Origin of the sequence: Streptomyces sp. AC512_CC834 (assembly GCF_019049325.1) — a bacterium.
GTDB lineage: Bacteria > Actinomycetota > Actinomycetes > Streptomycetales > Streptomycetaceae > Streptomyces.
The window spans coordinates 111,503-137,561 of record NZ_JAGMUO010000014.1 but is presented as its reverse complement, the minus strand read 5'-3'; the positions used below and the strand labels follow the sequence as shown (position 1 = coordinate 137,561).

19 protein-coding genes and 1 riboswitch are annotated in these 26,059 nt (G+C 70.7%); of the genes, 11 read left to right on the top strand and 8 right to left on the bottom strand.

What is annotated here, in order from left to right:
* Positions 1–33 precede the first annotated feature (33 nt).
* Positions 34–223, top strand: a riboswitch (TPP riboswitch).
* Complete coding sequence (thiC, locus tag KUM40_RS04660; protein ID WP_254394542.1) at positions 216–2,009, top strand: phosphomethylpyrimidine synthase ThiC; 1,794 nt, start codon at positions 216–218, stop codon at positions 2,007–2,009. It overlaps the preceding riboswitch by 8 nt.
* Before the next feature lie 106 nt (positions 2,010–2,115).
* Positions 2,116–3,537 (top strand): VWA domain-containing protein, encoded by a 1,422-nt coding sequence (locus KUM40_RS04655; protein ID WP_217163127.1) that lies wholly within the window; start codon positions 2,116–2,118, stop codon positions 3,535–3,537.
* Between the two features lie 24 nt (positions 3,538–3,561).
* Here KUM40_RS04655 and KUM40_RS04650 read toward each other — a convergent pair whose 3' ends face one another.
* The 3 genes from KUM40_RS04650 to KUM40_RS04640 form a co-directional block, all read right to left on the bottom strand.
* The gene (locus KUM40_RS04650) at positions 3,562–4,434 is read right to left on the bottom strand and encodes a hypothetical protein (RefSeq protein WP_217163125.1); all 873 of its coding nucleotides are present in this window, start codon (positions 4,432–4,434) and stop codon (positions 3,562–3,564) included.
* A gap of 194 nt (positions 4,435–4,628) precedes the next feature.
* Positions 4,629–5,747: a Ser/Thr/Tyr protein phosphatase SppA gene (sppA, locus tag KUM40_RS04645; protein WP_254394541.1), complete on the bottom strand. Its 1,119-nt coding sequence runs from the start codon at positions 5,745–5,747 to the stop codon at positions 4,629–4,631.
* A gap of 410 nt (positions 5,748–6,157) precedes the next feature.
* Positions 6,158–7,270, bottom strand: coding sequence for a LacI family DNA-binding transcriptional regulator (locus tag KUM40_RS04640; RefSeq protein WP_217163121.1), 1,113 nt, complete (start codon positions 7,268–7,270; stop codon positions 6,158–6,160).
* Between the two features lie 401 nt (positions 7,271–7,671).
* On the opposite strand from KUM40_RS04640, the gene hisC reads away from it, so the two are divergent.
* The 6 genes from hisC to KUM40_RS04610 all read left to right on the top strand — a co-directional run bounded on the left by hisC (position 7,672) and on the right by KUM40_RS04610 (position 18,145).
* Positions 7,672–8,757 carry a histidinol-phosphate transaminase gene (gene hisC, locus KUM40_RS04635; protein ID WP_217163119.1) on the top strand — a complete coding sequence of 362 codons (1,086 nt, stop codon included), beginning with the start codon at positions 7,672–7,674 and terminating at the stop codon, positions 8,755–8,757.
* A gap of 342 nt (positions 8,758–9,099) precedes the next feature.
* Positions 9,100–10,605 carry a cytochrome ubiquinol oxidase subunit I gene (locus KUM40_RS04630; RefSeq protein ID WP_217163117.1) on the top strand — a complete coding sequence of 502 codons (1,506 nt, stop codon included), beginning with the start codon at positions 9,100–9,102 and terminating at the stop codon, positions 10,603–10,605.
* Between the two features lie 20 nt (positions 10,606–10,625).
* Complete coding sequence (cydB, locus tag KUM40_RS04625) at positions 10,626–11,630, top strand: cytochrome d ubiquinol oxidase subunit II (protein WP_217163115.1); 1,005 nt, start codon at positions 10,626–10,628, stop codon at positions 11,628–11,630.
* Positions 11,631–11,688: 58 nt separating this feature from the next.
* On the top strand, positions 11,689–15,192 hold the full coding sequence (gene cydD, locus KUM40_RS04620; protein ID WP_217163113.1) for a thiol reductant ABC exporter subunit CydD: 3,504 nt from the start codon (positions 11,689–11,691) through the stop codon (positions 15,190–15,192).
* A gap of 80 nt (positions 15,193–15,272) precedes the next feature.
* Positions 15,273–16,976: a GAF domain-containing sensor histidine kinase gene (locus KUM40_RS04615; protein ID WP_217163110.1), complete on the top strand. Its 1,704-nt coding sequence runs from the start codon at positions 15,273–15,275 to the stop codon at positions 16,974–16,976.
* A gap of 122 nt (positions 16,977–17,098) precedes the next feature.
* Positions 17,099–18,145, top strand: a complete 1,047-nt coding sequence (locus KUM40_RS04610) for a M23 family metallopeptidase (protein ID WP_217163108.1) — start codon at positions 17,099–17,101, stop codon at positions 18,143–18,145.
* Between the two features lie 32 nt (positions 18,146–18,177).
* On the opposite strand, the gene KUM40_RS04605 is transcribed toward KUM40_RS04610, so the two are convergent.
* The 5 genes from KUM40_RS04605 to KUM40_RS04585 form a co-directional block, all read right to left on the bottom strand.
* Positions 18,178–19,065, bottom strand: coding sequence for an HAD family hydrolase (locus KUM40_RS04605; RefSeq protein ID WP_217163106.1), 888 nt, complete (start codon positions 19,063–19,065; stop codon positions 18,178–18,180).
* Between the two features lie 82 nt (positions 19,066–19,147).
* Positions 19,148–20,053, bottom strand: a complete 906-nt coding sequence (locus KUM40_RS04600; protein WP_217163104.1) for an LLM class flavin-dependent oxidoreductase — start codon at positions 20,051–20,053, stop codon at positions 19,148–19,150.
* Between the two features lie 52 nt (positions 20,054–20,105).
* Positions 20,106–20,564: a hypothetical protein gene (locus KUM40_RS04595; protein ID WP_217163102.1), complete on the bottom strand. Its 459-nt coding sequence runs from the start codon at positions 20,562–20,564 to the stop codon at positions 20,106–20,108.
* 6 nt (positions 20,565–20,570) lie between these two features.
* Entirely contained in the window at positions 20,571–21,119 is a 549-nt protein-coding gene (locus KUM40_RS04590; RefSeq protein WP_217163584.1) for an RNA 2'-phosphotransferase, read from the bottom strand.
* A gap of 152 nt (positions 21,120–21,271) precedes the next feature.
* Positions 21,272–23,029 (bottom strand): SDR family oxidoreductase, encoded by a 1,758-nt coding sequence (locus tag KUM40_RS04585; protein WP_217163100.1) that lies wholly within the window; start codon positions 23,027–23,029, stop codon positions 21,272–21,274.
* Between the two features lie 256 nt (positions 23,030–23,285).
* Between KUM40_RS04585 and KUM40_RS04580 the strand changes: the two genes are divergently transcribed.
* From KUM40_RS04580 to KUM40_RS04570, 3 genes are read left to right on the top strand one after another with little or no spacing between them, the layout of a single operon-like run.
* The gene (locus KUM40_RS04580; protein WP_308401058.1) at positions 23,286–24,248 is read left to right on the top strand and encodes an ABC transporter ATP-binding protein; all 963 of its coding nucleotides are present in this window, start codon (positions 23,286–23,288) and stop codon (positions 24,246–24,248) included.
* Positions 24,238–25,146 carry an ABC transporter permease gene (locus KUM40_RS04575; protein WP_217163096.1) on the top strand — a complete coding sequence of 303 codons (909 nt, stop codon included), beginning with the start codon at positions 24,238–24,240 and terminating at the stop codon, positions 25,144–25,146. The genes KUM40_RS04580 and KUM40_RS04575 overlap by 11 nt, the downstream gene beginning before the upstream one ends.
* Positions 25,143–26,054 (top strand): ABC transporter ATP-binding protein, encoded by a 912-nt coding sequence (locus KUM40_RS04570; protein ID WP_217163094.1) that lies wholly within the window; start codon positions 25,143–25,145, stop codon positions 26,052–26,054. Before KUM40_RS04575 ends, KUM40_RS04570 begins: the two co-directional genes overlap by 4 nt.
* Positions 26,055–26,059: the final 5 nt, after the last annotated feature.

Genomic DNA, 26,059 nt, shown 5'->3' with positions numbered 1-26,059 from the left:
ACCGCGCCCGAATGGGCGCTAGCGTGGAGCCACCTTTGTACACGCGGGAGCTCGGAGCACCGGGCTGAGAGGGCGCTGACCTCCGTCCCAGCGATGTTTCACGGGAAACGTCACCGAAGTCGAGTGACGTATCCCACGAAACGTCGACGGACGGAAGCCGCTGCGTCGACCGCCGAACCTGTTACCGGGTAATGCCGGCGTAGGGAGTAGGTCTCATGACCATCAAGGACGCACGCACGCCTGCCTCCGAGCAGAACTCCGCCCAGGAGGAGCCCACGGAGGCCGGGAAGTCCATCGGCTGGCACAAGGCGTACGTCGAGGGCTCGCGCCCCGATCTGCGGGTGCCGGTCCGTCAGGTGCACCTCACCAACGGGCAGTCGGTCACGCTGTACGACACGTCGGGCCCGTACACCGATCCACTCGTCGACACCGATGTCCGCAGGGGCCTGGCGCCGCTGCGGGAGCACTGGATCATCGCCCGCGGGGACACCGCGGAGTACGAGGGCCGTCCCGTCCGTCCCGAGGACGACGGACTCAAGCACACCTCGCCGCGCGGCGGCCTGCGCAACCTCGACGCCGTCTTCCCCGGACGGCCGCGCCGGCCGCGCCGGGGCCGGGACGGCAGTGCGGTGACGCAGCTCGCGTACGCGCGCCGGGGCGAGATCACGCCGGAGATGGAGTACGTGGCCCTCCGGGAGAACGTCTCGCCGGAAGTGGTCCGCGAGGAGATCGCGGCGGGACGTGCGGTGCTTCCCGCCAACGTCAACCACCCCGAGAACGAGCCGATGATCATCGGCAAGCGGTTCCTGGTGAAGGTCAACGCCAACATCGGCAACTCGGCGGTGACGTCCTCCATCGAGGAGGAGGTCGAGAAGATGACCTGGGCGACCCGGTGGGGCGCCGACACGGTCATGGACCTCTCCACCGGCCGCAACATTCACACCACCCGCGAGTGGGTGCTGCGCAACTCCCCCGTTCCCATCGGAACCGTCCCGCTCTACCAGGCCCTGGAGAAGGTCGACGGCCGGGCCGAGGAGCTGACCTGGGAGATCTACAAGGACACGGTCATCGAACAGGCCGAGCAGGGCGTGGACTACATGACGGTTCACGCAGGCGTGCGCCTGGCGTACGTACCGCTGACCGCGAACCGCAAGACCGGCATCGTCTCGCGCGGCGGCTCGATCATGGCGGCGTGGTGTCTGGCGCACCACAAGGAGTCGTTCCTGTACGAGAACTTCGAGGAACTCTGCGAGATCCTCGCCGCCTACGACGTCACGTACTCCCTCGGCGACGGCCTGCGTCCGGGCTCGATCGCGGACGCCAACGACGAGGCGCAGTTCGCCGAGTTGCGCACCCTCGGGGAACTCAACCGGATCGCCAAGCGTTTGAACGTACAGACCATGATCGAGGGCCCGGGCCATGTCCCGATGCACAAGATCAAGGAGAACATCGACCTTCAGCAGGAGATCTGCGATGAAGCTCCGTTCTATACGCTCGGCCCGCTGACGACGGACGTCGCGCCGGCGTACGACCACATCACCTCCGGCATCGGTGCCGCGATGATCGCCTGGTGGGGCACGGCCATGCTCTGCTACGTCACGCCCAAGGAACACCTGGGCCTGCCCAACCGTGACGACGTCAAGACCGGCGTCATCACCTACAAGATCGCCGCCCATGCCGCCGACCTCGCCAAGGGGCACCCAGGTGCACAGGAGTGGGACGACGCGCTGTCCGACGCCCGGTTCGAGTTCCGGTGGGAGGACCAGTTCAACCTGGCCCTCGATCCGGACACGGCACGGGAGTTCCACGACGAGACCCTGCCGGCCGAACCTGCCAAGACGGCCCACTTCTGCTCCATGTGCGGGCCGAAATTCTGCTCGATGAAGATCTCGCACGACATTCGCCGGGAGCACGGGGGCAGCAAGGCCGAGATCGAGGAGGGTATGGCGCAGAAGTCGCAGGAGTTCGCGGCGGCGGGCAACCGCGTGTATCTGCCGATCGCGGACTGAGTGGGCTGAGCGGACTGAGCGGGCTGGATCGTCCGGCGTGGGGAGGGGACAGGCCGTGAGCGCCGCCCTCTCCCCGCGGGGGCGTTCCGCTCGGCAGACTGGGCGCATGACAGCCACCTCCCTGAGCAAGGGTGCCAACGTCGCCGTCGACTCCCCCGCGGTGCGCGTCGAACTCGTCTGGTCCGCCGGACCAGGTGTCCCCGAGGTCGACGCCTCCGCGCTGCTGCTCACCTCGGCCGGACGGGTGCGGGACGACGGTGACTTCGTCTTCTACAACCAGCCCCGTCACGCGTCCGGCGCGGTGGGGCATCTGGGCAAGCGTGGCGGATCCGGCGCTGACGCGGGTGTCACGACCGATGCCGTCGAGGTGGACCTGCGCTCGGTGGAGCCGGCCGTCGAACGCATCGTGCTGTGCGCCTCGGCGGACGGCGGGACGTTCGGCCAGGTTCCGGGGTTGTCGCTGCGGTTGCTGGACGCCGGGGCCGGCACCGAGTTGGCCAGGTTCGACATGACGGCCGGGACGGAGACCGCGTTGGTCGGCGGCGAGCTGTACCGGCGCCAGGGGAAGTGGAAGTTCCGCGCCGTCGGACAGGGGTACGCCTCCGGACTCGCGGGGCTGGCCACCGACTTCGGCATCTCCGTGGACGACGCTCCCCCGGCGGCCGCCGCACCGCCGACTGCCGCCCCGGCCGCCGCACCGCCCACGGCAACGGCTTCCCCCACGCCCGTACCACCGCCGGCTCCGTCCTCGGCTTCCGCCGGCCCCCGTCTCACCAAGGGGGAGGACCGTCTGCCCGTGGACATGCGCAAGCGGCTGTCCCTGCGCAAGGAGCAGGTCGCGGTCAGCCTGAGCAAGCACGGGGCGGCCGGGGTCACCGCGCGGGTCGTCCTCGTACTGGACGCCTCCGGGTCCATGTCCTTCCTCTACTCGAAGGGCGTGGTCGCGGACGTCGTGGAGCGGATGGCCGCCGTCGCCGCGCAGTTGGACGACGACGGGGAGATGCAGGCATGGACCTTCGCCTCCAACTCGGCGCGGCTGCCCGACCTGCGTCTGGGTGAACTGCCCGAGTGGCTGCCGCTGCACGTACGCGTGGGGGAGATCAGTCTGTTCCGCCGGGGCAGGAAGAAGGGCCTGCACCCCGAGCAGGTCGACATGCGGGCGGTCGGTATCCAGAACGAGGAGCAGAAGGTGATCGCCGAGGTCCGCGCCTTCGTCCGGGACAACCCGGCACCGGTTCCGACCCTGGTGCTGTTCTTCTCCGACGGCGGCGTCTACCGCGATGCCGAGATCGAGCGGGAGCTGCGCGGGGCGGTGGAGGAGCCGGTCTTCTGGCAGTTCGTGGGGCTCGGGCGCGCCAACTACGGGGTGCTGGAGCGTTTCGACACCCTGCCGGACCGTCGCGTCGACAACGTCGGCTTCTTCGCCGTCGACGACATCGGCACCGTACCCGACCCGGAGCTGTACGACCGTCTGCTGTCCGAGTTCCCGTCCTGGATCACTGCCGCCGGCCGGGCGGGCATCCTCTGACGCGCTGCCCGCCCGTGCCGGTGGCTAGTCGGGCCGGTGCTCCGGGCCGCCGTAGTCCGGGCTGCTGTAGTCCGGGCTGGAGTAGCTCGGACGAGGGCCCGCCTCGGGGCCGCCGTCGGGACTGGTGAACCCGGGACGGCCGTAGCCGAGGTGCGGCATACGGCTGCCCGGGACCGCTGGTCCCGTGCGGTGCAGTACCGCCGTGCCCGGTTCGGTGAGCGCCTCCCGCAGGAAGGGCAGGATGCCGCGTTCCAGCAGGGCGTCGTGCCAGGCGTCCCTGGCGCGGGCCACTTCCTCGTCGAGTGGACCGTAGAAGCCGGACTCGGCGGAGGGGCGGTTGCGCAGGGCGGTGAGCAGCAGCCCCACCGCGGCGACGAGGATCGCCACCGCGGTCACGGCGCCGAACACCCACCCCGTGGTGAGCATGGTCCGCGCGAAGGTCTGCCCCGGGTCGAGCATCTTCAGGAGGTAGCCGACGAGCAGGAAGATCGCCGCGGCGGTGCCGGCCAGGACCGGTGCCAGGACGGCGACGACGGCGACGGCACCCGCACCGGTCGCCTCGGCCACCTCGCCCATGGTGGCGGCGAGTCCCACCGCGCCCGAGCCCTGCTCCTCGGAGCCGGATTCGCGCGTGGCGGGCGACGACGGGCCGGACGGCGCCGGATGGCGCAGTTCCTCGCGGGCCTTCACGTAGTGCTGGTACTCGGTCGTGGCCGCCGCCGTGATGAGGGCGGTCGCGTTGAGTGCCATGGTGCGCAGTTGTTCGGAGTTGAGCCGCTGTCCGACGGCGGCCAGTTCCGGGCGGTGTGGTGCGGAGCGCAGCGCCTCGTCGAGGATCCGCTCGTACTCTTGGCGGTCCTCGTTCGACAGGTGCTGCGGAACGCTGTTCATGTGCATCCCCCGATGCTCCGTAGGGCTTGGGGCTCGCATGCCAACGAGCCGTCGGGCAGAAACGGAGGGGAGCCTGCTACGGATAAGCCGATGGTAGAGCGGTGACGGTGGGCGGTGACAGGGGGTTTCCAGAAATTGGGTGCCGGTCTTGTACGGACACCGCCGCCGAAAACCCCGTCGGGCGGACGTTCGGCGAACGCTCAGGAGTCGAGCGGAAGTTGCTGGACCAGCAGCTTTCCGGCCATGGTCACGCCGCCGTCCATCGCGATGGCCAGCCCTTCCGCGTAGACGTGGGGTCCCTCGACCGCGGTCCGGGTGTCGTCCTCGCCGTCCTCGGAGCCGACTTCGCCCAGCAGGTAGGGGATGGGGCTGTGGCCGTGGACGATCCGGGTGCCGCCGTACGTGTCCAGCAGCGAACGCACGGCGTCGGCGCCGCCCTCGTCGCGGAAGGAGAACCGCTTGGTGAACTTGCGGAACAGGTCCCAGACCTCCTCCGCGTCGTTGCGCGTGAGCGTCTCGCGGACGGTGTCGTTGACCTCTTCGATGGAGCGGCCGTAGTCGAGGTAGGTGGTGGCGTCCGAGTGGACCAGGAGGTGGTCGTCGACCTCTTCCATCGCGTCGAGGCGGGCCATCCACTGCAGGTGGTGGTCCTGAAGGCGGTCCATGTCGGTCTTCTGGCCGCCGTTCAGCAGCCAGGCGGCCTGGAAGGTGGCGGTGCCCGCGCCGGAGTTGACGGGCGTGTCGCCGAACCGCTTGGCGCCGAGCAGCAGCAGTTCGTGGTTGCCCATCAGCGCCTTGCAGTAGCCGCCGGCCGCGGCGGCCTCCGCGGACAGCCGCATCACCAGGTCGATGACGCCGATGCCGTCCGGGCCGCGGTCGGTGAAGTCTCCGAGGAACCACAGGCGCGAGGTGCCCGCGCACCACTGGCCCGCGTCGTCGACAAGGCCCTTCTCCCGCAGGGCGGCCAGCAGCTCGTCGAGATAGCCGTGCACGTCGCCGACGACGAACAGCGGACCCTGGCCGGTGGCCGGCTGCTGCACCGCTACCGGTTCGGGGTCGACGGTGACCTGAACCGTGTCACCCCGACGGATGACGGGCAGATCCCGCTGCGTGGGTGTGTATCCCTCCGGACCGGCCTCCTCGTACCCCTCCTCGAACCCCTCCTCGGAGGGAGGAGCGGCCTCGCGTGCGTGTGGGCCGGTGGTGGCGTACGGAGCGGTCTCGTGGACGTACGCGGGTACCCGGAAGTCGCGCACCGTCGCCGTCCGTTCCACCTCGGGTCCCTGACCGGCCCCCTGAGTCATCGACCCCTCCACCATCGCGCCGCATCTGCACCGCTTCGGACTGCCTGGTCGCAGCGGCCCGCGGTGTGTGGGCCCATCATAGGAATGCGGATCGCGCTGTGTGATGACCCAGGGGTAGTGAATCGGAACAGGACCCCGGTTCACCGCGGCTTTCGCCCCGATTGGGCCTGGCTTCGCCCCTCCGTGACGGGGGTGTGATCACGCCCAGGACGTACCGGGGCACCGTCTCGGCCGCCTCCGCCGCCGCTTTCGTTCGCCGGTGTCCCCGCCCCGGCCGCCGCTTTTGTTCGTGGGCGTCCCCGCCCCCGCCGCCGCTTCCGTTCGTGGGCGTCTCCGCCCGCGCGGGCGCTGCCGCCGCTCCCGCGCGGGGTGCGTCGGCCGGGCCCGTCGGCCCGGCCCCGCCCTCCCGCTCCCGGGCGGCGGCCCTACTCGCGCTCGGGTGAGCGAGGGGGGCTGACCGTCGTACGGGGCGGGCGGCGCTGCGACGAGGTACGCACGATCAGTTCGGTCGGTATCACCTGCTCGACCGGCGCGTCGGAGTGGAGGCCCTCGATCGCGTCGATGAGGACCTGGATCACGGCCGTGCCGATGCGGCGGGGTTTCAGCGAGAGGGTGGTGACGGGCGGCTCGGTGCTGGCGTACACGGTGGACTCGCTGCAGCAGACCAGCAGCAGGTCCTCCGGGACGCGCAGCCCGTAGCGGCGGGCGGCGGCGAGCAGATCGGTGCCGTTCGGATCGAACAGCCCGTAGACGGCGTCGGGCCGGTCGGGGCGGGCGAGCAGCCGGTCGGCGGCGACCGCCCCGGCGCACGGGTCGTGCGCCGGGTAGGCCTCGTAGACCGGGTCCTGGCCCACGCGCTCGCACCAGCGCAGGTAGGCGGTGGTCGACAGATGGGTGTACGTGTCGGTCGTGTTGCCGGTGAGCAGGCCGATCCTGCGGGCGCCGGCGTCGGCGAGGTGGTCGAGGATGCCGAGTACGGCGGCCTCGTGGTCGTTGTCGACCCAGGCGGTGACGGGCAGCGAACCGGCCGGGCGGCCGTCGGAGACGACGGGTAAGCCCTGGCGTACCAGTTCGCTGACGACCGGGTCGTGGTCGGAGGGGTCGATGACGACCGTGCCGTCGAGCGCGACGTTGGACCACACGTCGTGACGGGAGGTCGCCGGGAGGATGACGAGGGCGTAGCCGCGGGCGAGCGCGGCGGACGTGGCGGCGCGCGCCATCTCGGCGAAGTACGCGAACTCGGTGAAGGTGAAAGGTTCATCCCCGTACGTCGTCACGGTCAGGCCGATGAGTCCGGACTTGCCGGTGCGGAGCGTGCGGGCGGCGGCCGAGGGCCGGTAGCCCAGTCGGTCGGCGACCTCGCGCACATGGCGCCGGGTGACATCCGGGAGTCGGCCCTTGCCGTTGAGGGCATCGGAGACGGTAGTGATGGATACTCCGGCGGCGGCGGCCACGTCCCTGATACCCGCCCGGCCCGGCCGACTGCCTCGACGTGAGGTTTCCGCGCGGCTCACCTGGTGCTTCCCTGCTGCTGTCATGGCGAGCCGATAGTAGGGCTCATGGGGTGGGGTAGGGCGGACGCATATGCACGCGTTGACAGTCACGTTTCTGCATGATCATTAACGCTGAACGGCCATGGAATGCAAGCCAGTTGAGCCTGACCAACCCATTACCTGGCGTGTCAACCAGTGAGGGCCTGCCAAGTGGCAGATGTTGCGAAGAGGTCTCAACTCACCTGCACGGGGGATGCGCGCCACGGCGCGAGCCACCGGCGCGTAGATATATGTGCAGCGCGCCCCCCGAATCGTGCGCCTTCGTGTGCTGATGCCCCTGATGCCAGTGTGACGAATGAGGTCTGGTCCCACCTATACGCAGTGGCGGCGAATCCTCTTAAGGTGAGAAGTATTCGATGCCGGTGGTGGTCACGAGGAGGACTGCGGTGAGCGAGAAGAGCCCCAAACTGCGCGCCGAGCTGGAGGGGATTCCCACCTACAAGCCGGGCAAGCCCGCCGCGGCGGACGGTCCGGTGGCCTACAAGCTGTCCTCCAACGAGAACCCCTATCCGCCCCTGCCGGGTGTGATGGAGACGGTGACGGCCGCCGCGGCCGCCTTCAACCGGTACCCGGACATGGCCTGTACGTCGCTGATGAGCGAGCTGTCGGACCGCTTCGGCGTGCCGCTCTCCCATCTGGCCACCGGCACCGGCTCGGTCGGCGTGGCCCAGCAGCTTGTCCAGGCGACCTCGGGCCCCGGCGACGAGGTGATCTACGCCTGGCGTTCCTTCGAGGCGTACCCGATCATCGTGCAGATCAGCGGTGCGACGTCCGTGCAGGTGCCGTTGACGCCGGGCGACGTGCACGACCTGGACGCGATGGCGGACGCGATCACCGACCGGACCCGGCTGATCTTCGTCTGCAACCCGAACAACCCGACGGGCACGGTGGTGCGGCGGGCCGAGCTGGAGCGGTTCCTCGACCGGGTGCCGAGCGATGTGCTGGTGGTCCTGGACGAGGCGTACCGCGAGTTCATCCGAGACGCCGAGGTCCCGGACGGTGTCGAGCTCTACCGTGAGCGGCCCAATGTCTGCGTCCTGCGCACCTTCTCCAAGGCCTACGGTCTGGCCGGCCTGCGGGTGGGGTTCGCCATCGCCCACGAGCCGGTGGCGGCGGCGCTGCGCAAGACGGCGGTGCCCTTCGGAGTCAGCCACATCGCACAGGAGGCCGCGATCGCCTCGCTGCGTGCCGAGGACGAGCTGATCGGCCGGGTCGGCTCGCTGGTGTGCGAGCGCACGCGCGTGGTCGACGCGCTGCGCGCACAGGGATGGACGGTGCCGGAGACCCAGGCCAACTTCGTCTGGCTGCGGCTGGGGGAGCGCACGGTCGCCTTCGCGAACGCCTGTGAGCAGGGCGGCGTGGTCGTCCGGCCCTTCGCGGGCGAGGGTGTGCGGGTGACGGTCGGGGAGAGCGAGGCGAACGACATCTTCCTGAAGGTGGCGGAAGCGTTCCGCAAGGAGCAGGAGCTGTAGGGAGTTCGGGACGTCGCAGGAACGCGCGGGACGGCAGGGGCCGTCTCGCGCTCTTCTTGTGCCCGTGAGCCTTGGCGCTCTCCCGGGTCCTGCCGCGGATTCAACGGGATGTTGAAGTTCCCGCCAAGGGGTTGACGTCACACGGGACCCCCCTTCCGGTGTCGAAAAGCAGTAGGTCATAATTGCTTGTGAATGTGAACGCGTTCACAAGCGTGTCCCGGTTGCGCCCGTGTTGGGTGTGACGAACACGCCCAAACCGCCGCTGCCGGCGGCGATGTGGGCGATGCGGCGACGTGGCTGTGTGGCGATGTGGCTGTGTGGCGATGTAAGGAGAGTGACGACGTGGACATGGCTCTGGCGCCGGAGACACTGGCGCGGTGGCAGTTCGGCATCACGACCGTCTACCACTTCCTGTTCGTCCCGCTGACGATCTCGCTGGCCGCCCTCACGGCCGGGCTGCAGACCGCCTGGGTTCGCACGGAGAAGGAGAAGTACCTCAGGGCGACGAAGTTCTGGGGCAAGCTGTTCCTGATCAACATCGCGATGGGTGTCGTCACCGGCATCGTGCAGGAGTTCCAGTTCGGGATGAACTGGTCCGACTACTCCCGCTTCGTCGGGGACGTCTTCGGTGCCCCGCTCGCCTTCGAGGCGCTGATCGCCTTCTTCTTCGAGTCCACCTTCATCGGACTGTGGATCTTCGGCTGGGACAAGCTGCCCAAGAAGATCCACCTAGCCTGCATCTGGATGGTCTCGATCGGCACCCTGCTGTCGGCGTACTTCATCCTCGCCGCCAACTCCTGGATGCAGCACCCCGTCGGCTACCGGATCAACGAGGAGAAGGGCCGCGCCGAACTCACCGACTTCTGGCAGGTCCTCACCCAGAACACCACCCTCAACCAGGTCTTCCACAGCTTCTCCGCGGCCTTCCTCACGGGCGGCGCCTTCATGGTCGGCATCGCCGCCTTCCACCTGATGCGCAAGAAGCACATCCCGGTGATGCGGACCTCGCTCCGGCTCGGTCTGGTCACCCTGGCGGTCGGCGGCATCCTCACCGCGGTCAGCGGCGACACCCTCGGCAAGGTCATGTACGAGCAGCAGCCGATGAAGATGGCCGCTGCCGAAGCCCTGTGGGACGGCGAGCAACCGGCGCCGTTCTCCGTGTTCGCCTACGGGGATGTCGACAAGGGGCACAACAAGGTCGCCCTGCAGATCCCCGGCCTGCTGTCCTTCCTCGCGCACAGCGACTTCGAGTCCTACGTGCCCGGCATCAACGACACCAACAAGGACCTCCAGGAGAAGTTCGGCCCCGGCGACTACAAGCCCATCGTCCCGGTCGCCTACTGGGGTTTCCGCTGGATGATCGGCTTCGGCATGGCGTCCTTCTCCCTCGGTCTGCTCGGCCTGTGGCTGACGCGCAAGAGGTTCCTGCTGCCGGCCGCCCTGCGTACCGGGGAGGACGAGGTCCCGCACCTGGTCCTGCTGAAGCAGCCGCTCGGGGCAGGGCTCTCCCGGATGTACTGGCTGCTGGCGGTGTGGACGATGGCGTTCCCGCTGATCGCCAACTCGTGGGGCTGGATCTTCACCGAGATGGGCCGGCAGCCCTGGGTGGTCTACGGCGTGATGCAGACCCGGGACGCGGTCTCCCCCGGTGTCTCCACGGCCGAGGTCGTCATCTCGATGTCCGTCTTCACCCTGCTGTACGCCGTCCTGGCGGTCATCGAGGTCAAGCTGCTCGCGAAGTACGTCAAGGCGGGCCCGCCCGAGCTGGCCGAGGCCGACCTCAACCCGCCCACGAAGATCGGTGGCGATCTCCGTGACGCCGACAAGCCGATGGCCTTCTCGTACTAGGCCGAGGGAGCTGCACAGTCATGGAACTGCACGACGTCTGGTTCGTTCTGATCGCCGTCCTGTGGACCGGCTACTTCTTCCTGGAGGGCTTCGACTTCGGGGTCGGTGTGCTCACCAAACTGCTCGCCCGGAACCGGGCCGAGAAGCGAGTGCTGATCAACACCATCGGGCCCGTGTGGGACGGCAACGAGGTGTGGCTGCTCACGGCGGGCGGTGCGACCTTCGCCGCCTTCCCGGAGTGGTACGCCACGCTCTTCTCCGGGTTCTACCTTCCCCTGCTCGTCATCCTGGTCTGCCTGATCGTCCGGGGCGTCGCCTTCGAGTACCGGGTGAAGCGGCCCGAGGACAAGTGGCAGCGCAACTGGGAGACCGCGATCTTCTGGACCTCGCTGATCCCGGCGTTCCTGTGGGGCGTGGCCTTCGGCAACATCGTCCACGGCGTGGAGATCGACCGGGACCTGGAGTACGTCGGCTCCGTCTGGGACCTGCTCAACCCCTACGCCCTCCTCGGCGGCCTGGTCACGCTGACGCTTTTCACCTTCCACGGAACGGTGTTCACGGCACTCAAGACCGTCGGTGAGATCCGTGAGCGGGCGCGGACCCTGGCGCTGCGGGTCGGCCTGGTCACGGCCGTGCTGGCCCTGGTCTTCCTCCTCTGGACGCAGGCCGACAACGGGGACGCCAAGAGTCTGGTCGCCCTCGTGGTGGCCGTCGCCGCGCTGGTCGCCGCCCTGATGGCGAACCAGGCCGGGCGTGAGGGCTGGTCGTTCGCCCTGTCCGGCGTCACCATCGTGGCCGCCGTGGCGATGCTCTTCCTGACGCTCTTCCCGAACGTCATGCCGTCCACGCTCGACGCGGACTGGAGCCTGACCGTCACCAACGCCTCGTCCAGCCCCTACACCCTGAAGATCATGACCTGGCTGGCCGTGATCGCCACGCCGGTCGTCCTGCTCTACCAGGGCTGGACGTACTGGGTGTTCCGCAAGCGCATCGGCACCCAGCACCTCGCCGACGCCGCGCACTGAGCCCAACGGGGTGCGTTTCACGTGAAACGCACCCACCGGGCAGGAAGGCCTGTTTCACGTGAAACCCATCGATCCACGTCTTCTGCGGTACGCCCGCGCCACCCGGCTCTTTCTGGCGGCCGTGGTCGCCCTGGGCGCCGTCGGCGCCGGATTGCTCGTCGCGCAGGCGATGCTCATCGCCGAGGTGGTGGTGGGCGCCTTCCAGCACGGCACGACGGCCGCCGGACTCCGTACTCCGCTGCTGCTGTTGGTGGCCGTCGCCTGCGGCCGTGCACTGGTCGGCTGGCTCACCGAACTGGCCGCGCACCGGGCGAGCGCGGCGGTGAAGTCGGAGCTTCGGGGCCGGCTGCTGGAGCGGGCCACCGTGCTCGGCCCCGGCTGGCTGAGCGGACAGCGGACCGGATCGCTGGTCGCTCTGGCCACCCGGGGAGTCGACGCTCTCGACGACTACTTCTCGCGCTATCTGCCGCAGTTGGGCCTCGCCGTGGTCGTGCCCGTGGCGGTGCTCGCCCGGATCGTCACCGAGGACTGGGTCTCGGCGGCCATCATCGTCGGCACCCTGCCGCTCATCCCGATCTTCATGGTGCTGATCGGCTGGGCCACCCAGTCCCGGATGGACCAGCAATGGCGGCTGCTGTCTCGGCTGTCCGGACACTTCCTGGACGTGGTCGCGGGGCTGCCGACGCTGAAGGTCTTCGGCCGGGCCAAGGCACAGGCCGAGTCGATCAAACGCATCACCGGCGAGTACCGCCGGGCCACCATGCGGACCCTGCGGATCGCCTTCCTGTCGTCCTTCGCGCTGGAACTGCTCGCCACGCTGTCCGTGGCGCTCGTCGCCGTCACCATCGGCATGCGCCTGGTCCACGGCGACATGACGCTGTACGACGGTCTGGTCGTGCTCGTACTCGCCCCCGAGGCCTATCTGCCGTTGCGGCAGGTGGGGGCGCAGTACCACGCGGCGGCCGAGGGCCTCGCCGCAGCCGAGGACATCTTCTCGGTGCTGGAGCGTCCCGCGCCGGCGTCGGGGACCGGCCCGGTTCCGGCGGACGGTGCCCTGGCCTTCGAGGACGTGACGGTCCGCTATCCCGGCCGCGCCGCGGACGCCGTCACCGGCGTGAGCTTCACCGTCGAGCCCGGGGAGACGGTCGCGCTCGTCGGCCCGAGCGGCGCGGGCAAGTCGACGCTTGTCAACGCCCTCCTCGGCTTCGTGTCCCCGGCCGGGGGGCGGGTCCGGGTCGGGAAGGCCGATCTCTCCTCCCTCGACCTGGCGCGGTGGCACGCCCGCGTCGCCTGGGTGCCGCAGCATCCGCACCTGTACGCGGGCACCATCGCGGAGAACGTACGGCTGGCCCGGCCCGAGGCCGACGACATCGCCGTACGGCGGGCCCTGCGGGACGCGGGCGCCCTGGAGTTCGTGGACGCCCTGCCCGAGGGCACGGCGACCGTGCTCGGGGAGGACGGGACCGGACTGTCCGCCGGCCAGCGGCAGCGGCTCGCGCTGGCCCGGGCGTTTCTCGCGGACCGGGAGGTGCTGCTGCTCGACGAGCCCACGGCCGCCCTGGACGGGGCCACCGAGGCCGAGGTCGTGGCCGCCGTGCGCAGGCTGGCGGAGGGGCGGACGGTACTGCTGGTGGTGCACCGGCCGGCGCTGCTGGAGGTGGCCGACCGGGTGGTGCGGCTGGACGGGCCGGCCACCGCCGCAGGAGCCGACGAAACCCCCGCGGTGGTGCCGGGCGTCCGAACCGCCGGGGAGCCGCTAGAAGCCCCCGCGCCCGCTTCTCTCGACGCCTCGGAGTCCTCGACGGGTGCCCGCGGAGGCGTTCTCTCCAGGGTCCGTTCCCTTTCCGCCGCCCGGCGCGGGCGGCTCGGCCTCGCGCTGCTGTTCAGCAGCCTGGCACTCGGCAGCGCGGTCGGCCTGATGGCCACCTCCGGGTTCCTCATCTCGCGCGCCTCCGAGCAGCCGCCTGTGCTGTATCTGATGGTGGCCGTGACGGCGACGCGCGCCTTCGGTATCGGGCGGGCCGTGTTCCGCTACGCCGAGCGGCTCGTGTCGCACGAGGCGGTGCTGCGGATGCTGGCCGACACGCGGGTAGCCGTGTACCGGAGGCTGGAGCGGCTGTCTCCCTCGGGGCTGCGCCGCAGCCGCCGGGGCGACCTGCTGTCCCGGCTCGTCGCCGACGTCGACGCGTTGCAGGACTACTGGCTGCGCTGGCTGCTGCCCGCCGGCGGCGCGGTGGTCGTCTCCGCCGCGTCGGTCGGCTTCACGGCCTGGCTGCTGCCGGAGGCCGGTGCGGTGCTCGCGGTGGGTCTGCTGGCGGCCGGTGCGGGTGTTCCGCTGGTCACCGCAGCCGTGGCACGGCGGGCCGAGCGCAGGCTCGCCCCTGCCAGGGGCGTGCTCGCCACCCGGGTGACGGACCTGCTCACCGGCACCGCCGAGCTGACCGTCGCCGGTGCCCTGCCCGGACGGGCTGCCGAGGCGCGGCGGGCCGACGGCACGCTCACCCGGATCGCCTCGCGTGCCGCCGCCGCCACCGCGCTGGGCGACGGGCTCACCGCGCTCGTCTCCGGCCTGACCGTCGCGGGCGCCGCCCTCGTCGGGGTCCAGGCGGTCGCCGACGGCCGCCTCGCCGGGGTGGCGGTGGCCGTCGTCGTCCTCACCCCGCTGGCCGCCTTCGAGGCCGTACTCGGACTGCCGCTCGCCGTGCAGTACAGGCAGCGCGTACGCAGGAGCGCCGAGCGCGTGTACGAGGTGCTCGACGCCCCGGAACCGGTGCGGGAGCCGGAGGCGCCCCGGCAGGCGCCCGCCTCGCCGTTCCCGGTGGTCCTCAGGGGGCTGGCCGCGCGTCACGCCGGGCAGGACCGGGACGCGCTGGCCGGGCTGGACCTGACGCTGGCGCAGGGGCGCCGCATCGCCGTGGTCGGACCGTCCGGCTCCGGCAAGACGACCCTGGCGCAGGTTCTGCTGCGCTTCCTCGACTCGGACGCGGGCTCCTACACGCTGGCCGGTGTGGACGCCTACGCCCTGGCCGGCGACGACGTACGGCGGCTCGTCGGGCTGTGCGCCCAGGACGCCCACCTCTTCGACAGCTCGGTGCGCGAGAACCTGCTCCTGGCCAGGAAGGACGCCACCGAGGGCGAACTGCGCGACGCGCTGGCCCGGGCCCGGCTGCTGGAGTGGGCCGACAGCCTGCCCGACGGCCTGGACACACTGGTCGGTGAGCACGGTGCCCGGCTGTCCGGTGGCCAGCGTCAGCGGCTGGCCCTGGCCCGGGCGCTGCTGGCCGACTTCCCCGTCCTCGTGCTCGACGAGCCCGCCGAGCACCTCGACCTGCCGACCGCCGACGCGCTCACCGCGGATCTGCTGGCCGCCACCGAGGGCAGGACCACCCTGCTGATCACACACCGGCTGGCTGGTCTGCGGGCCGTGGACGAGGTGGTCGTGCTGGACAGGGGCCGGGTCGTACAGCGCGGCACGTACGCGGAGCTGGCGGCCGTGCCGGGGCCGCTGCGGGAGCTGGCCGGACGGGAGGCGGCGGCGGAGCTGCTGGTGGGAGCAGGGTGACCGGCTGCCCCGCCACGGCGCCGCGAGATTCCCGTGCAATCCGACTTTTCAGAACAAAAAGGTCTCATTAGGCTCGGGGCATGCCCCCAGCACCGCCTCCCGGCTCCCCGCCGCCCCGTGAGGAGGCCTCGGCCGAGCTTCTGGCACGGGTGCCGAAACTGCTGGACGCGATGCGGTCCGTCGGCAGTGGACTGGAGCTGCACTCCGCGCTGAACCGGATCTGCGAGACGGCGGCCGACCTGGCGAACGCCCGCTACGCGGCCATCGGGGTCGTCGACGAGGACGGCGAAGGCCTGACCGACTTCGTGCATCACGGCGTCGACGAGGCGGTCGCCCGGCGTGTCGGACACCTCCCCGACCGTCGTAAGGACCTGCTCGGCGCGCTCGTCCGTGGTCCGGGGCCGGTCCGGCTCGCCGGCCCGGCCGAGAACCCGCGCTCCTGCGGAACCGGTCACCACCCGCCGACGCAGAGCTTCCTGGGAGTCCCCATCCGTGTGCAGGGCGAGATCTTCGGCCACCTCTACCTGACCGACAAGCACGCCGACGAGACCTTCAACGACTACGACCTCGCCATGGTCCGGGTCCTGGCCACGGAGGCCGGTATCGCCATCGGCAACGCGCGCCTGTACGAGGCCGCCCAGCAGCGGGAGCGCTGGATCGACGGGTCGGTCGCCGTCACCACCGCGCTGCTGGCCGGCGGCGACATCGACGACGCCCTCCAGACCGTCGCCGAGCAGGCCCGTCGGCTCTCCCGAGCGGCCGCCGGGATCGTGCTGCTGCCGGCCGACGGGGGCGGCCTGGAGATCGTCGCCGTCGACGCGCCGCACCGCACGAACGCCCTCGGCAGGGTCATCGCGCCGGAGAACGGCATCGTCGCCGAACTCCTCGCCGGGCGCTCCGTGTTCGTGGACGACGCCGCCACCGACCCGCGCCTGGACACCGGACTGGCGCGCTCCTACGGGCCGATCATGCTGTTGCCGCTGTGCAGGGACGGGAAGGTCCTCGGGAGCCTCGTCATGCCCCGCGCCCGGGGGGATCGTCCGTTCACCCGGACGGAGCGCGCGCTCGGCGACCAGTTCGCCTCGCAGGCCGCGCTGGCGCTGATGATGGCCGACGCCCAGCGCGACCGGGAACGGCTCGCCGTGTACGAGGACCGGGACCGCATCGCCCGGGACCTGCACGATCTCGTCATCCAGCGGTTGTTCGCGACGGGGATGATGCTGGAGAGCGCCCAGCGCGGGTCGGCCGTGCCCGAGGTGCGCGAGGGGGTCGGCGGGGCCGTCGACGAACTCGACGTCACCATCCAGGAGATCCGCTCGGCGATCTTCGCGCTCCAGCAGCCCGCCGAGGCGCCCGCGGGACTGCGCACCCGCGTACTGCGCGAGATCACCATGGCCGCCGTACCGCTGGGTTTCACGCCCACGCACCGTTTCGTCGGCCCGGTCGACACCGCTGTCGGCGACCTGACCGGAAAGAACCTCATCGCCGCGCTCCGCGAGACGCTGTCCAACGCCTTCCGGCACGCCCACGCCACCCGGATCGAGGTGGTCGTGGACGCGACGGCGGCTCTGCCGGACGGCCGGCCTGGCGTGCGCCTGACCGTCGCGGACGACGGTGTCGGCATCCCCGAGGGCGGCCGGCGCAGTGGCCTGCGCAATCTGGAGCGCCGTGCCGAGAGCGTCGGCGGCGCCAGCCGGCTCGGGCCGGGCATCGGGGCCGACGGCGACGGCGACGGCGGTGGCGGTGGCGGTGGCACGACGGTGCTGTGGGAAGCGCCGTACTGAGCGCTGCCGACGCCGTGTTGACCCGTGTGCAGCAGCCGCACTGGGCCGTGTGCAGCAACGGGTCCCCCACTCGTACGACCTGAACAGGACCGTGGGCCCCGCGCCGGTCCACGATCGCTGACATGCGCTCATCCCGCCGACATCCGCTGCTCGTTCCGGCGCTGCTGTGCGCACTCGCCGTGCTCGCGGCCCGCCCCACCGACGGCATGGACGGGGACGGCGGATCCGGCGCCGGCCTCGGCCCGCAGGTGGCGCGGCTGTACAAGGACGCGGCCAACGCCACCCGCCAGTACGAGAACGGGCGCCGCGAGGCCGAGGCACAACGGTCGAAGGCCCTGAAGGCCGAGCGACTCCTCGACGAGCAACGGCAGAAGATCGACGCCATGCACGAAGACCTGGGCCGGATCGCCCGTGCCCAGTACCGCGGCGGCGGGCTCCCGCTCACCGCGCGGATGCTCCTCGCCGACGACCCCGACGAGCTGATGCGTGGTCAGCGGGCCGTGTCCCGCGCGGACCTGGCCGTCAACAGGGCCATCGGCAAGAGCCTGCGGGCCGAGGCCCGGCTCGCCGCCGACGAGACCGAGGCACAGGCGGCCTGGCGGGCGCTGGAGAAACGCAACGCCGACCTGGCGAAGCTGAAGAAGAAGATCGAGGGCAAGCTGGAAGCGGCGCGTTCGCGGCTGGACGGACAGGCCGACGCCTCCGTCACGGCCGGCTCGTGCCCCGGCGCGGTCCGCCTCGACCAGCCGGACACGCGCGTCGGCCCGTCCTGGGTGGCACCGGTCGAGACCTACGAACTGTCGGCGACCTTCGGCAGCGGCGGCTCGCGGTGGGCGAACCGGCACACCGGCCAGGACTTCGCGGTGCCGGTCGGCACACCGGTGCGCTCGGTCGGCACCGGCCGCGTCCTGAAGGTGTCCTGCGGTGGGGCCTTCGGCATCCAGGTCGTCGTCCAGCACGCGGGCGGCTACTACACGCAGTACGCCCATCTGGCCGCCGTCGCCGTCGACCAGGGCGACCGGGTCGGACCCGGGCAGTGGATCGGCCAGTCCGGCAGCACCGGCAACTCCACCGGACCCCACCTGCACTTCGAGGTACGGGTCACACCCGAGATGGGCTCGGCACTGGACCCGGTGCCGTGGCTGTCACAGCGCGGGGTACCGCTCTGACGGCACCGCACGGGCCGCGGGACGACCGGACGTCAGGGCAGGTCCGCCAGCATCCGCTCGATCACGATCGCCACCCCGTCGTCGTTGTTGGCGACCGTCCGACCCGAGGCGGCGGCGATCACGTCCGGGTGCGCGTTGCCCATCGCGTACGACCGGCCCGCCCAGGTGAGCATCTCGACGTCGTTCGGCATGTCGCCGAAGGCGACGACCTCCTCGTGCGAGATGCCGCGCTCGGCGCAGCACAGGGCCAGCGTGCTGGCCTTGGAGACGCCCGGCCCACTGATCTCCAGCAGGGCGCTCGGGCTGGACCGGGTGACATTGGCGCGGTCCCCGATGGCGAGACGGGCCAGCGTGAGGAAGCCGTCCGGGTCCAGCTCCGGATGGAAGGCAAGGATCTTGAGGACCGGCTCGGCGGCGGCGCGACCGCCCGGCGCCAGGATCTCCTCGGCGGGCAGCAGGTCGTCGGGAACCTCCATGTGCAGCTTCGGGTACGCCGGCTCCTGGTGGAAGCCGTACGTCTGCTCGATCGCGTACACCGTGCCGGGCGCCGCCTCACGCAGCAGCCGTACGGCGTCCAGCGCGTTCTGCTGAGGCAGCTCGCGGACCTTGACGAACCGGTGCGATCCGGGGCCGCCGTGCAGGTCGACCACGGCGGCGCCGTTGCCGCAGATGGCGAGGCCGTGACCGTGGACGTGGGCACTGACGACGTCCATCCAGCGGGCGGGGCGGCCGGTGACGAAGAAGACCTCGATGCCCGCCTTCTCCGCGGCACCCAGCGCGGCGACCGTACGCGCAGAGACCGACTTGTCGTCGCGCAGCAGCGTGCCGTCGAGGTCGGTTGCGATGAGTCGCGGGCGAGTGGCGGCGGCCGGGGGCTCGGGCTGTCGGGTCGCTGAGGTCACCCGGTCATTGTCACGCATATGCCTGCACGCCCGTGCGCCAGTCCGCACATCTGTGAGCTACGGCTCTCATTCCTCGACCACGTTCGTTCAGCAACGGCTCTCATTCCTTGAGCTGCGCCGGTGCCTCCATGGCGATCCGCTCGAAGATCTTCTCGTCCGCGGTGAAGTCCGAGTCGGCGATCGGCCAGTGGACGACCAGCTCGGTGAAGCCCAGGTCCCGGTGCCGGCCGGCGAAGTCCACGAACGCGTCGACGGACTCCAGCGGGCGGCTTCGCTCCGGTGTGAAGCCGGTGAGCAGGACCCTGTCCAGCTCGCTCACCTCGCGGCCGATCGCGGCACAGGCGTCGGCCAGCCTGTCGCCCTGCTCCCGCAACGCCCGGTCCGACTGCTCGGAGGTGCCGTTCTCGAACAGCTTCGGGTCGCCGGTGGTCACCCACGCCTGCCCGTGCCGGGCGGCGAGCCGCAGACCCCGCGGACCGGTCGCGGCCACCGCGAAGGGCAGCCGGGGCCGCTGTACACAGCCCGGGATGTTGCGCGCCTCGTGTGCCGAGTAGAAGTCGCCCTCGTACGACACGGCGTCCTCGGTCAGCAGCCGGTCGAGCAACGGCAGGAACTCGCCGAACCGGTCCCCCCGCTCACGCGGCGTCCACGGCTCCTGGCCGAGTGCCGTGGCGTCGAAGCCGGTGCCGCCCGCTCCTATGCCGAGCGTGATCCGGCCGCCGGAGATGTCGTCGAGGGAGATCAGTTCCTTGGCGAGCGTCACCGGGTGCCGGAAGTTCGGCGAGGTGACGAGGGTGCCCAGCCGCAACCGCCCGGTGACGGCCGCGGCGGCGGTGAGCGTGGGCACGGCGCCGAACCACGGGCCGTCCCTGAAGCTCCGCCAGGAGAGGTGGTCGTAGGTGTACGCCGTGTGGAAACCGAGCTGCTCGGCCCGTGTCCAGGTCGAACGGCCGCCGTCCTGCCAGCGGCGGTACGGAAGGATCACGGTGCTCAGACGCAGGCTCATGTCTCCGAGCCTATGCGGCCGTCCCCGGTTTCACGTGAAACAGCCTCCGGCGTCACCGTACGCGACTGCTCAGCCACGGACTGAGGAAGATCATCGGAACGTACTCCCTGTGGGTGCGGTCACCGGGCAGCGGCACGATCAGGTGGTAGCCGGGCGGGAAGCGGCGTCCCTTGACGAAGGCACGGTCGCCGAAGACGGAGCGCAGGAACGCGGGGACCTCGTCACGTGGGATGTCGGGGCACTCCACGTTCTCGACGGTGATCAGGGCGTCGTCGTCGGGGAAGAGCCGGACGCTCACCCGGGGAACGCCGCCGAACTCGACGAACGCCTCGTGCGGGAGGGAACCGTCGGCGTCGGTGGTCACGCCCACGCCCGCGGAGCTGCGGCGGGAGGTCTGGTCGGCGCCGATGGCGTCGGTGACCTCGACCTCCAGGCCGTACTCCTCGGCGATGGAGCGGAGGGCGGTGACGGCGGCCTGGGTGGTGGGCAGGTGTTCCATGTCTTCGATCATGCTGGGTCAGTGCGGAACGGGAAAGCGCAGATACCGTGGCGGCACGCTCTGCGTCAGCCAGACGCCGTTCTCGCTGACGTGGAAGACGTGCCCGTCGCGGTGCATGGCGGCGGCGTCCACCGGGAGCACGACCGGCCGGCCGCGGCGGGCCCCGACCCGGGTCGCGGTCTCCCGGTCCGGGGAGAGATGCACGTCGTGCCGGTTCATCGGCCGCAGTCCCTCGGTGCGGATGGCGTCCAGGTGCCGGGCCACGGTCCCGTGGTAGAGGTACGGAGGCGGTGCCGCCGAGGGCAGTCCGAGGTCCACGTCGATGCTGTGGCCCTGGCTGGCGCGGATGCGGGTGCCTTCGACGGCGAAGCGTCGCTTGTCGTTGGTGTCGACCACGTGGTCGAGCTCTTCGCGGGTGAAGGGGAAGCCGTGCGAGGCCGCCGCGGCGATCAGGGTGTCGATCTCGATCCAGCCGCCCTCGTCGAGCGTGAGCCCGATTCTCTCCGGCTGGTGGCGCAGGTGCTTCGACAGATACTTGGACACCTTCACCGTGCGTCTGTCGGCCAGGTGTTCCTGGCGTTCGTGGAGTTCTTGGCGTTCTTGTCGCATGGCACCAGCCTGCCGACTGAGACGCGCATCACGCGATCGATTTTGTCGACGAGGTTTGATCCACAGTCAAGTCGAGTTATCCACAGGATGGTTGAGGTTCTCTGTGGAAACTACAGAGGCGGCTTCACCCGGGCGACGCGCCTCAACACCCCGGGTGCGAACCGGGACATGAGTCGTGCCCCTCGTGCCTCCGGCGTCACCGGGACTACGGCCCTGTTGTGCACGACCGCCTCGAGGACGGCGTCGGCCACCTTCTCCGGGGGGTAGTTGCGCATCCCGTACAGCCGGGCGGTGTGCTTTTGGCGGCGCTTCTCCTCGTCGGCGTCGACGCCCGCGAAGTGCGCCGTGGAGGTGATGTTGGTGTTGACGAACCCGGGGCAGATGGCCGTGACGCCGATGCCCTGATCGGCCAGTTCGGCCCGCAGGCACTCGCTGAGCATCAGGACGGCCGCCTTGGAGGTGCCGTAGGCCGGCAGCGCCCGGGAGGGCTGGAAGGCGGCCGCCGACGCGGTGTTGACGATGTGACCGCCCTGTCCGCGCTCGGCCATCTGCCGGCCGAACAGCCGGCAGCCGTGGATCACTCCCCACAGGTTGACGTCGAGGACCTTCTTCCAGTCCTCCGGCGTGGTGTCGAAGAAGGAGCCCGACAGGCCGATCCCGGCGTTGTTCACGAGCACGTCCACCACGCCGTACTCGGCGGCGACCCTGGCCGCCAGCTTCTCCATGGCCTGCTCGTCGGAGACGTCGACGGTCTCCGCCCAGGCGGCCGGCGCACCGACCAGCCGGGACAGCTCCGCGGTGCGGGCCGCGGACTCGGCATCCCGGTCGACGGCCACGACGCGCGCGCCGGCCTCGGCGAACGCGAACGCCGTCGCCCGCCCGATGCCGTTGCCCGCGCCGGTGACCAGTACCAGTTGCCCGCCGAAGCGGTCGGCGTACCTGCCGCTCGACGCCGTCCCGGACCGCCCGCCGTCGACAGCGGTGACGAACTCCGTGATCCAGTCCGCCAGCCGGTCCGGCCGGGTGCGCGGCACCCAGTGCCCCGCGGGCAGCGTGCGCCGGGTCAGCCGCGGCGCCCACAGCTCCAGTCCGTCGTAGAGCCGCTCCGACAGGAACGCGTCACCCAGGGGCGTGATGAGCTGCACGGGCGCGTGCGCGTAGGCGTCCTCGCGCGGGTGGCGCAGCCGGGGCCGCACGTTGTCCCGGTACAGCCACGCCCCGTGCGCCGCGTCCGTCGGCAGGGACGGGGTCGGGTAATCGCCGCTCGGTACCTTCTCGAGGCGCTCCAGGATGCGTGGCCAGCGCTTGCCGAGGGGGCCGCGCCAGGCCAGTTCGGGCAGTACGGGAGTGTGCAGCAAGTAGACGTACCAGGACTTGGCGCCCTGGCCGAGGAGCTGTCCGACCCGGCGCGGGGTGGGGCGCTTCAGGCGCTTGCCGATCCAGTGCCCGAAGTGGTCGAGGGACGGGCCCGACATCGAGGTGAAGGACGCGATGCGGCCCTCGGCGCGCTTGACCGTGACGAACTCCCAGGACTGCACGGAGCCCCAGTCGTGGCCCACCAGGTGCACCGGGCGGTCCGGGCTCACCGCGTCCGCGACGGCCAGGAAGTCGTCCGTCAGCTTCTCCAGCGTGAACCCGCCGCGCAGCGGGCTCGGCGCGGTGGACCGGCCGTGGCCGCGGACGTCGTAGAGGACCACGTGGAAGCGGCGGGCCAGCCGGGTGGCGACCTCGGACCAGACCTCCTTGCTGTCCGGGTAGCCGTGCACCAGGACGACCGTGGGCTGCCCGGGATCGCCCAGCTCGGCCACGCACAGCTCGACCCCGCCCGTGCGCACCCAGCGTTCCCTCGCACCGTCCAGCACCGTCATCTCTCCTCCGCCCAGCGCCGCAGTCCCCACGCTCTCCCCGGGCCCCGCGAGTCGGTGACGACGAGGATCGTGCTGCCGAATCTCCCAGTTGTTAGACCCAACGTCAATAGGGCGGTGGGCGGCGGCCTCGGGGGCCGCGCCGTGGCTCTCAGGTACGGCATCCCCTACGGGCCCGTACTACTCGAGTCTGACGCCAAGACGGCTCTCCGGTCTGACGACCGCGGTGGCGGCCGTCACTACTGTCATGGATGTGACTGTGATCGCGACCGAAAGCCTGAGCAAGCGGTTCCCCCGGGTGACCGCTCTCGACCGGCTCTCCGTGGACGTCGGACCCGGTGTGACCGGACTCGTCGGTGCCAACGGCGCCGGCAAGTCCACTCTGATCAAGATCCTGCTGGGTCTGTCTCCCGCCACCGAGGGCCGGGCCGAAGTGCTCGGACTCGATGTCGCCACCAAGGGCGCCGACATCCGCGAGCGGGTCGGCTACATGCCGGAACACGACTGCCTGCCACCCGACGTCTCGGCCACCGAGTTCGTCGTCCACATGGCGCGCATGTCCGGCCTGCCGCCCACCGCCGCCCGCGAGCGCACGGCCGACACCCTGCGCCACGTCGGCCTGTACGAGGAGCGCTACCGGCCCATAGGCGGCTACTCGACCGGCATGAAGCAGCGCGTGAAGCTCGCGCAGGCCCTCGTGCACGACCCTCAACTGGTCTTCCTCGACGAACCGACCAACGGCCTCGACCCGGTCGGCCGCGACGAGATGCTCGGCCTCATCCGCCGTATTTACACCGACTTCGGCATCTCGGTCCTCGTCACCTCGCACCTGCTGGGCGAGCTGGAACGCACCTGCGACCACGTCGTCGTCGTGGACGGCGGCAAGCTGCTGCGCTCCAGCTCCACCACGGACTTCACCCAGACCACGACGACCCTCGCGATCGAGGTCACCGACACCGACGAGCACCCCGACGGCACCCGCGCGGTCCGCGACGCGCTCGACGCGCGCGGGATGAGCGTCCAGGACGGCAGCGGTCTGCCCGGCGCCGGCCACGTCCTGCTGCTCACCTCGGCAGGCGAGGAGACCTACGACCTGGTGCGCGACGTCATCGCCGACCTCGGCCTCGGCCTGGTGCGCATGGAACAGCGCCGGCACCACATCTCGGAGGTCTTCACCGACAGCGACGCAGAACGGAAGGAGGCGGTCGGCCATGGTAGCTGAACAGCCCACAGCCACGGTCCCGGGCGACCAGACTCGCATCCACAACATCGGCTACCGCAGCTACGGCGGCCCCCGCCTCGGCCGCGCCTACGCCCGCCGCTCGCTCTACTCGCAGTCCCTGCGCGGCGCCTACGGCCTCGGCCGCTCGGCCAAGTCCAAGGTGCTGCCGATGCTGCTGTTCGTGGTGATGTGCCTGCCGGCGGCCATCATGGTCGCCGTCGCCGTCGCCACCAAGGCCAACGACCTGCCCCTGGGCTACACGCGCTACGCGATCGTCCTGCAGGCGGTCATCAGCCTCTACGTCGCGGCCCAGGCACCCCAGTCCGTCTCGCGCGACCTGCGCTTCAAAACCGTCCCGCTGTACTTCTCCCGGCCGATCGAGACCGCCGACTACGTCCGCGCCAAGTACGCGTCGCTGGCCTCCGCCCTGTTCATTCTCACCGCCGCACCCCTGCTGGTGCTCTACGTGGGCGCGCTGCTGGCCAAACTCGATTTCGCGGACCAGACCAAGGGGTTCGCACAGGGACTCGTCTCCGTGGCACTGCTCTCGCTGCTCTTCGCCGGTCTCGGCCTGGTCGTCGCGGCGGTCACCCCGCGCCGCGGCTTCGGCATCGCGGCCGTCATCGCCGTCCTCACCATCAGCTATGGCGCGGTCTCCACGCTCCAGGCCATCGCGGACGTCCAGGGCAGCTCCGGCGCCGTCGCCTGGATCGGCCTGTTCTCGCCGATCACCCTCATCGACGGAGTGCAGTCCGCCTTCCTGGGCGCCACCTCGGCCTTCCCCGGCGGGGTCGGCCCGAGCAACGGTGAGGGCGCGGTCTACGTCCTCGTCACCCTGGGCCTGATCGCCGGCGCCTACGGCCTGCTGGTTCGCCGCTACACGAAGGTGGGACTGTGACCACGCTGAACATCGACCACGTCTCCCGCTGGTTCGGCAACGTGGTCGCCGTCAACGACATCACCATGACGATCGGCCCCGGCGTCACCGGCCTGCTCGGCCCCAACGGAGCGGGAAAGTCCACCCTCATCAACATGATGGGCGGCTTCCTCGCCCCCTCCACCGGCACCGTCACCCTCGACGGACAGACGGTCTGGCGCAACGAGGCCATCTACAAGCACATCGGCGTCGTCCCCGAGCGCGAGGCGATGTACGACTTCCTCACCGGCCGCGAGTTCGTCCTCGCCAACGCCGAACTGCACGGCCTGGGCGCCAAGGCGGCCGACGAGGCGCTCGCCACGGTGGAGATGGCGTATGCGCAGGACCGGAAGATCGCCACGTACTCCAAGGGCATGCGCCAGCGCGTGAAGATGGCCTCCGCCCTCGTCCACCAGCCCTCGCTGCTGCTGCTCGACGAGCCGTTCAACGGTATGGACCCGCGCCAGCGCATGCAGTTGATGGACCTGCTGCGGCGCATGGGCGACGAGGGCCGCACGGTGCTGTTCTCCTCGCACATCCTCGAAGAGGTCGAACAACTCGCCTGGCACATCGAGGTCATCGTCGCCGGGCGCCACGCGGCCAGCGGCGACTTCCGCAAGATCCGCCGTCTGATGACCGACCGGCCGCACCGCTACCTGGTGCGTTCCAGCGACGACCGGGCCCTCGCGGCAGCGCTGATCGCCGACCCGTCGACGTCCGGCATCGAGGTCGACCTCGCCGAGGGCGCACTGCGCGTCCAGGCCGTCGACTTCGGCCGGTTCACGACCCTGCTGCCCAAGGTCGCCCGCGACCACGGCATCCGGCTGCTCACGGTCTCGCCGTCCGACGAGTCCCTCGAGTCCGTCTTCTCGTATCTCGTCGCGGCGTAGGAGGC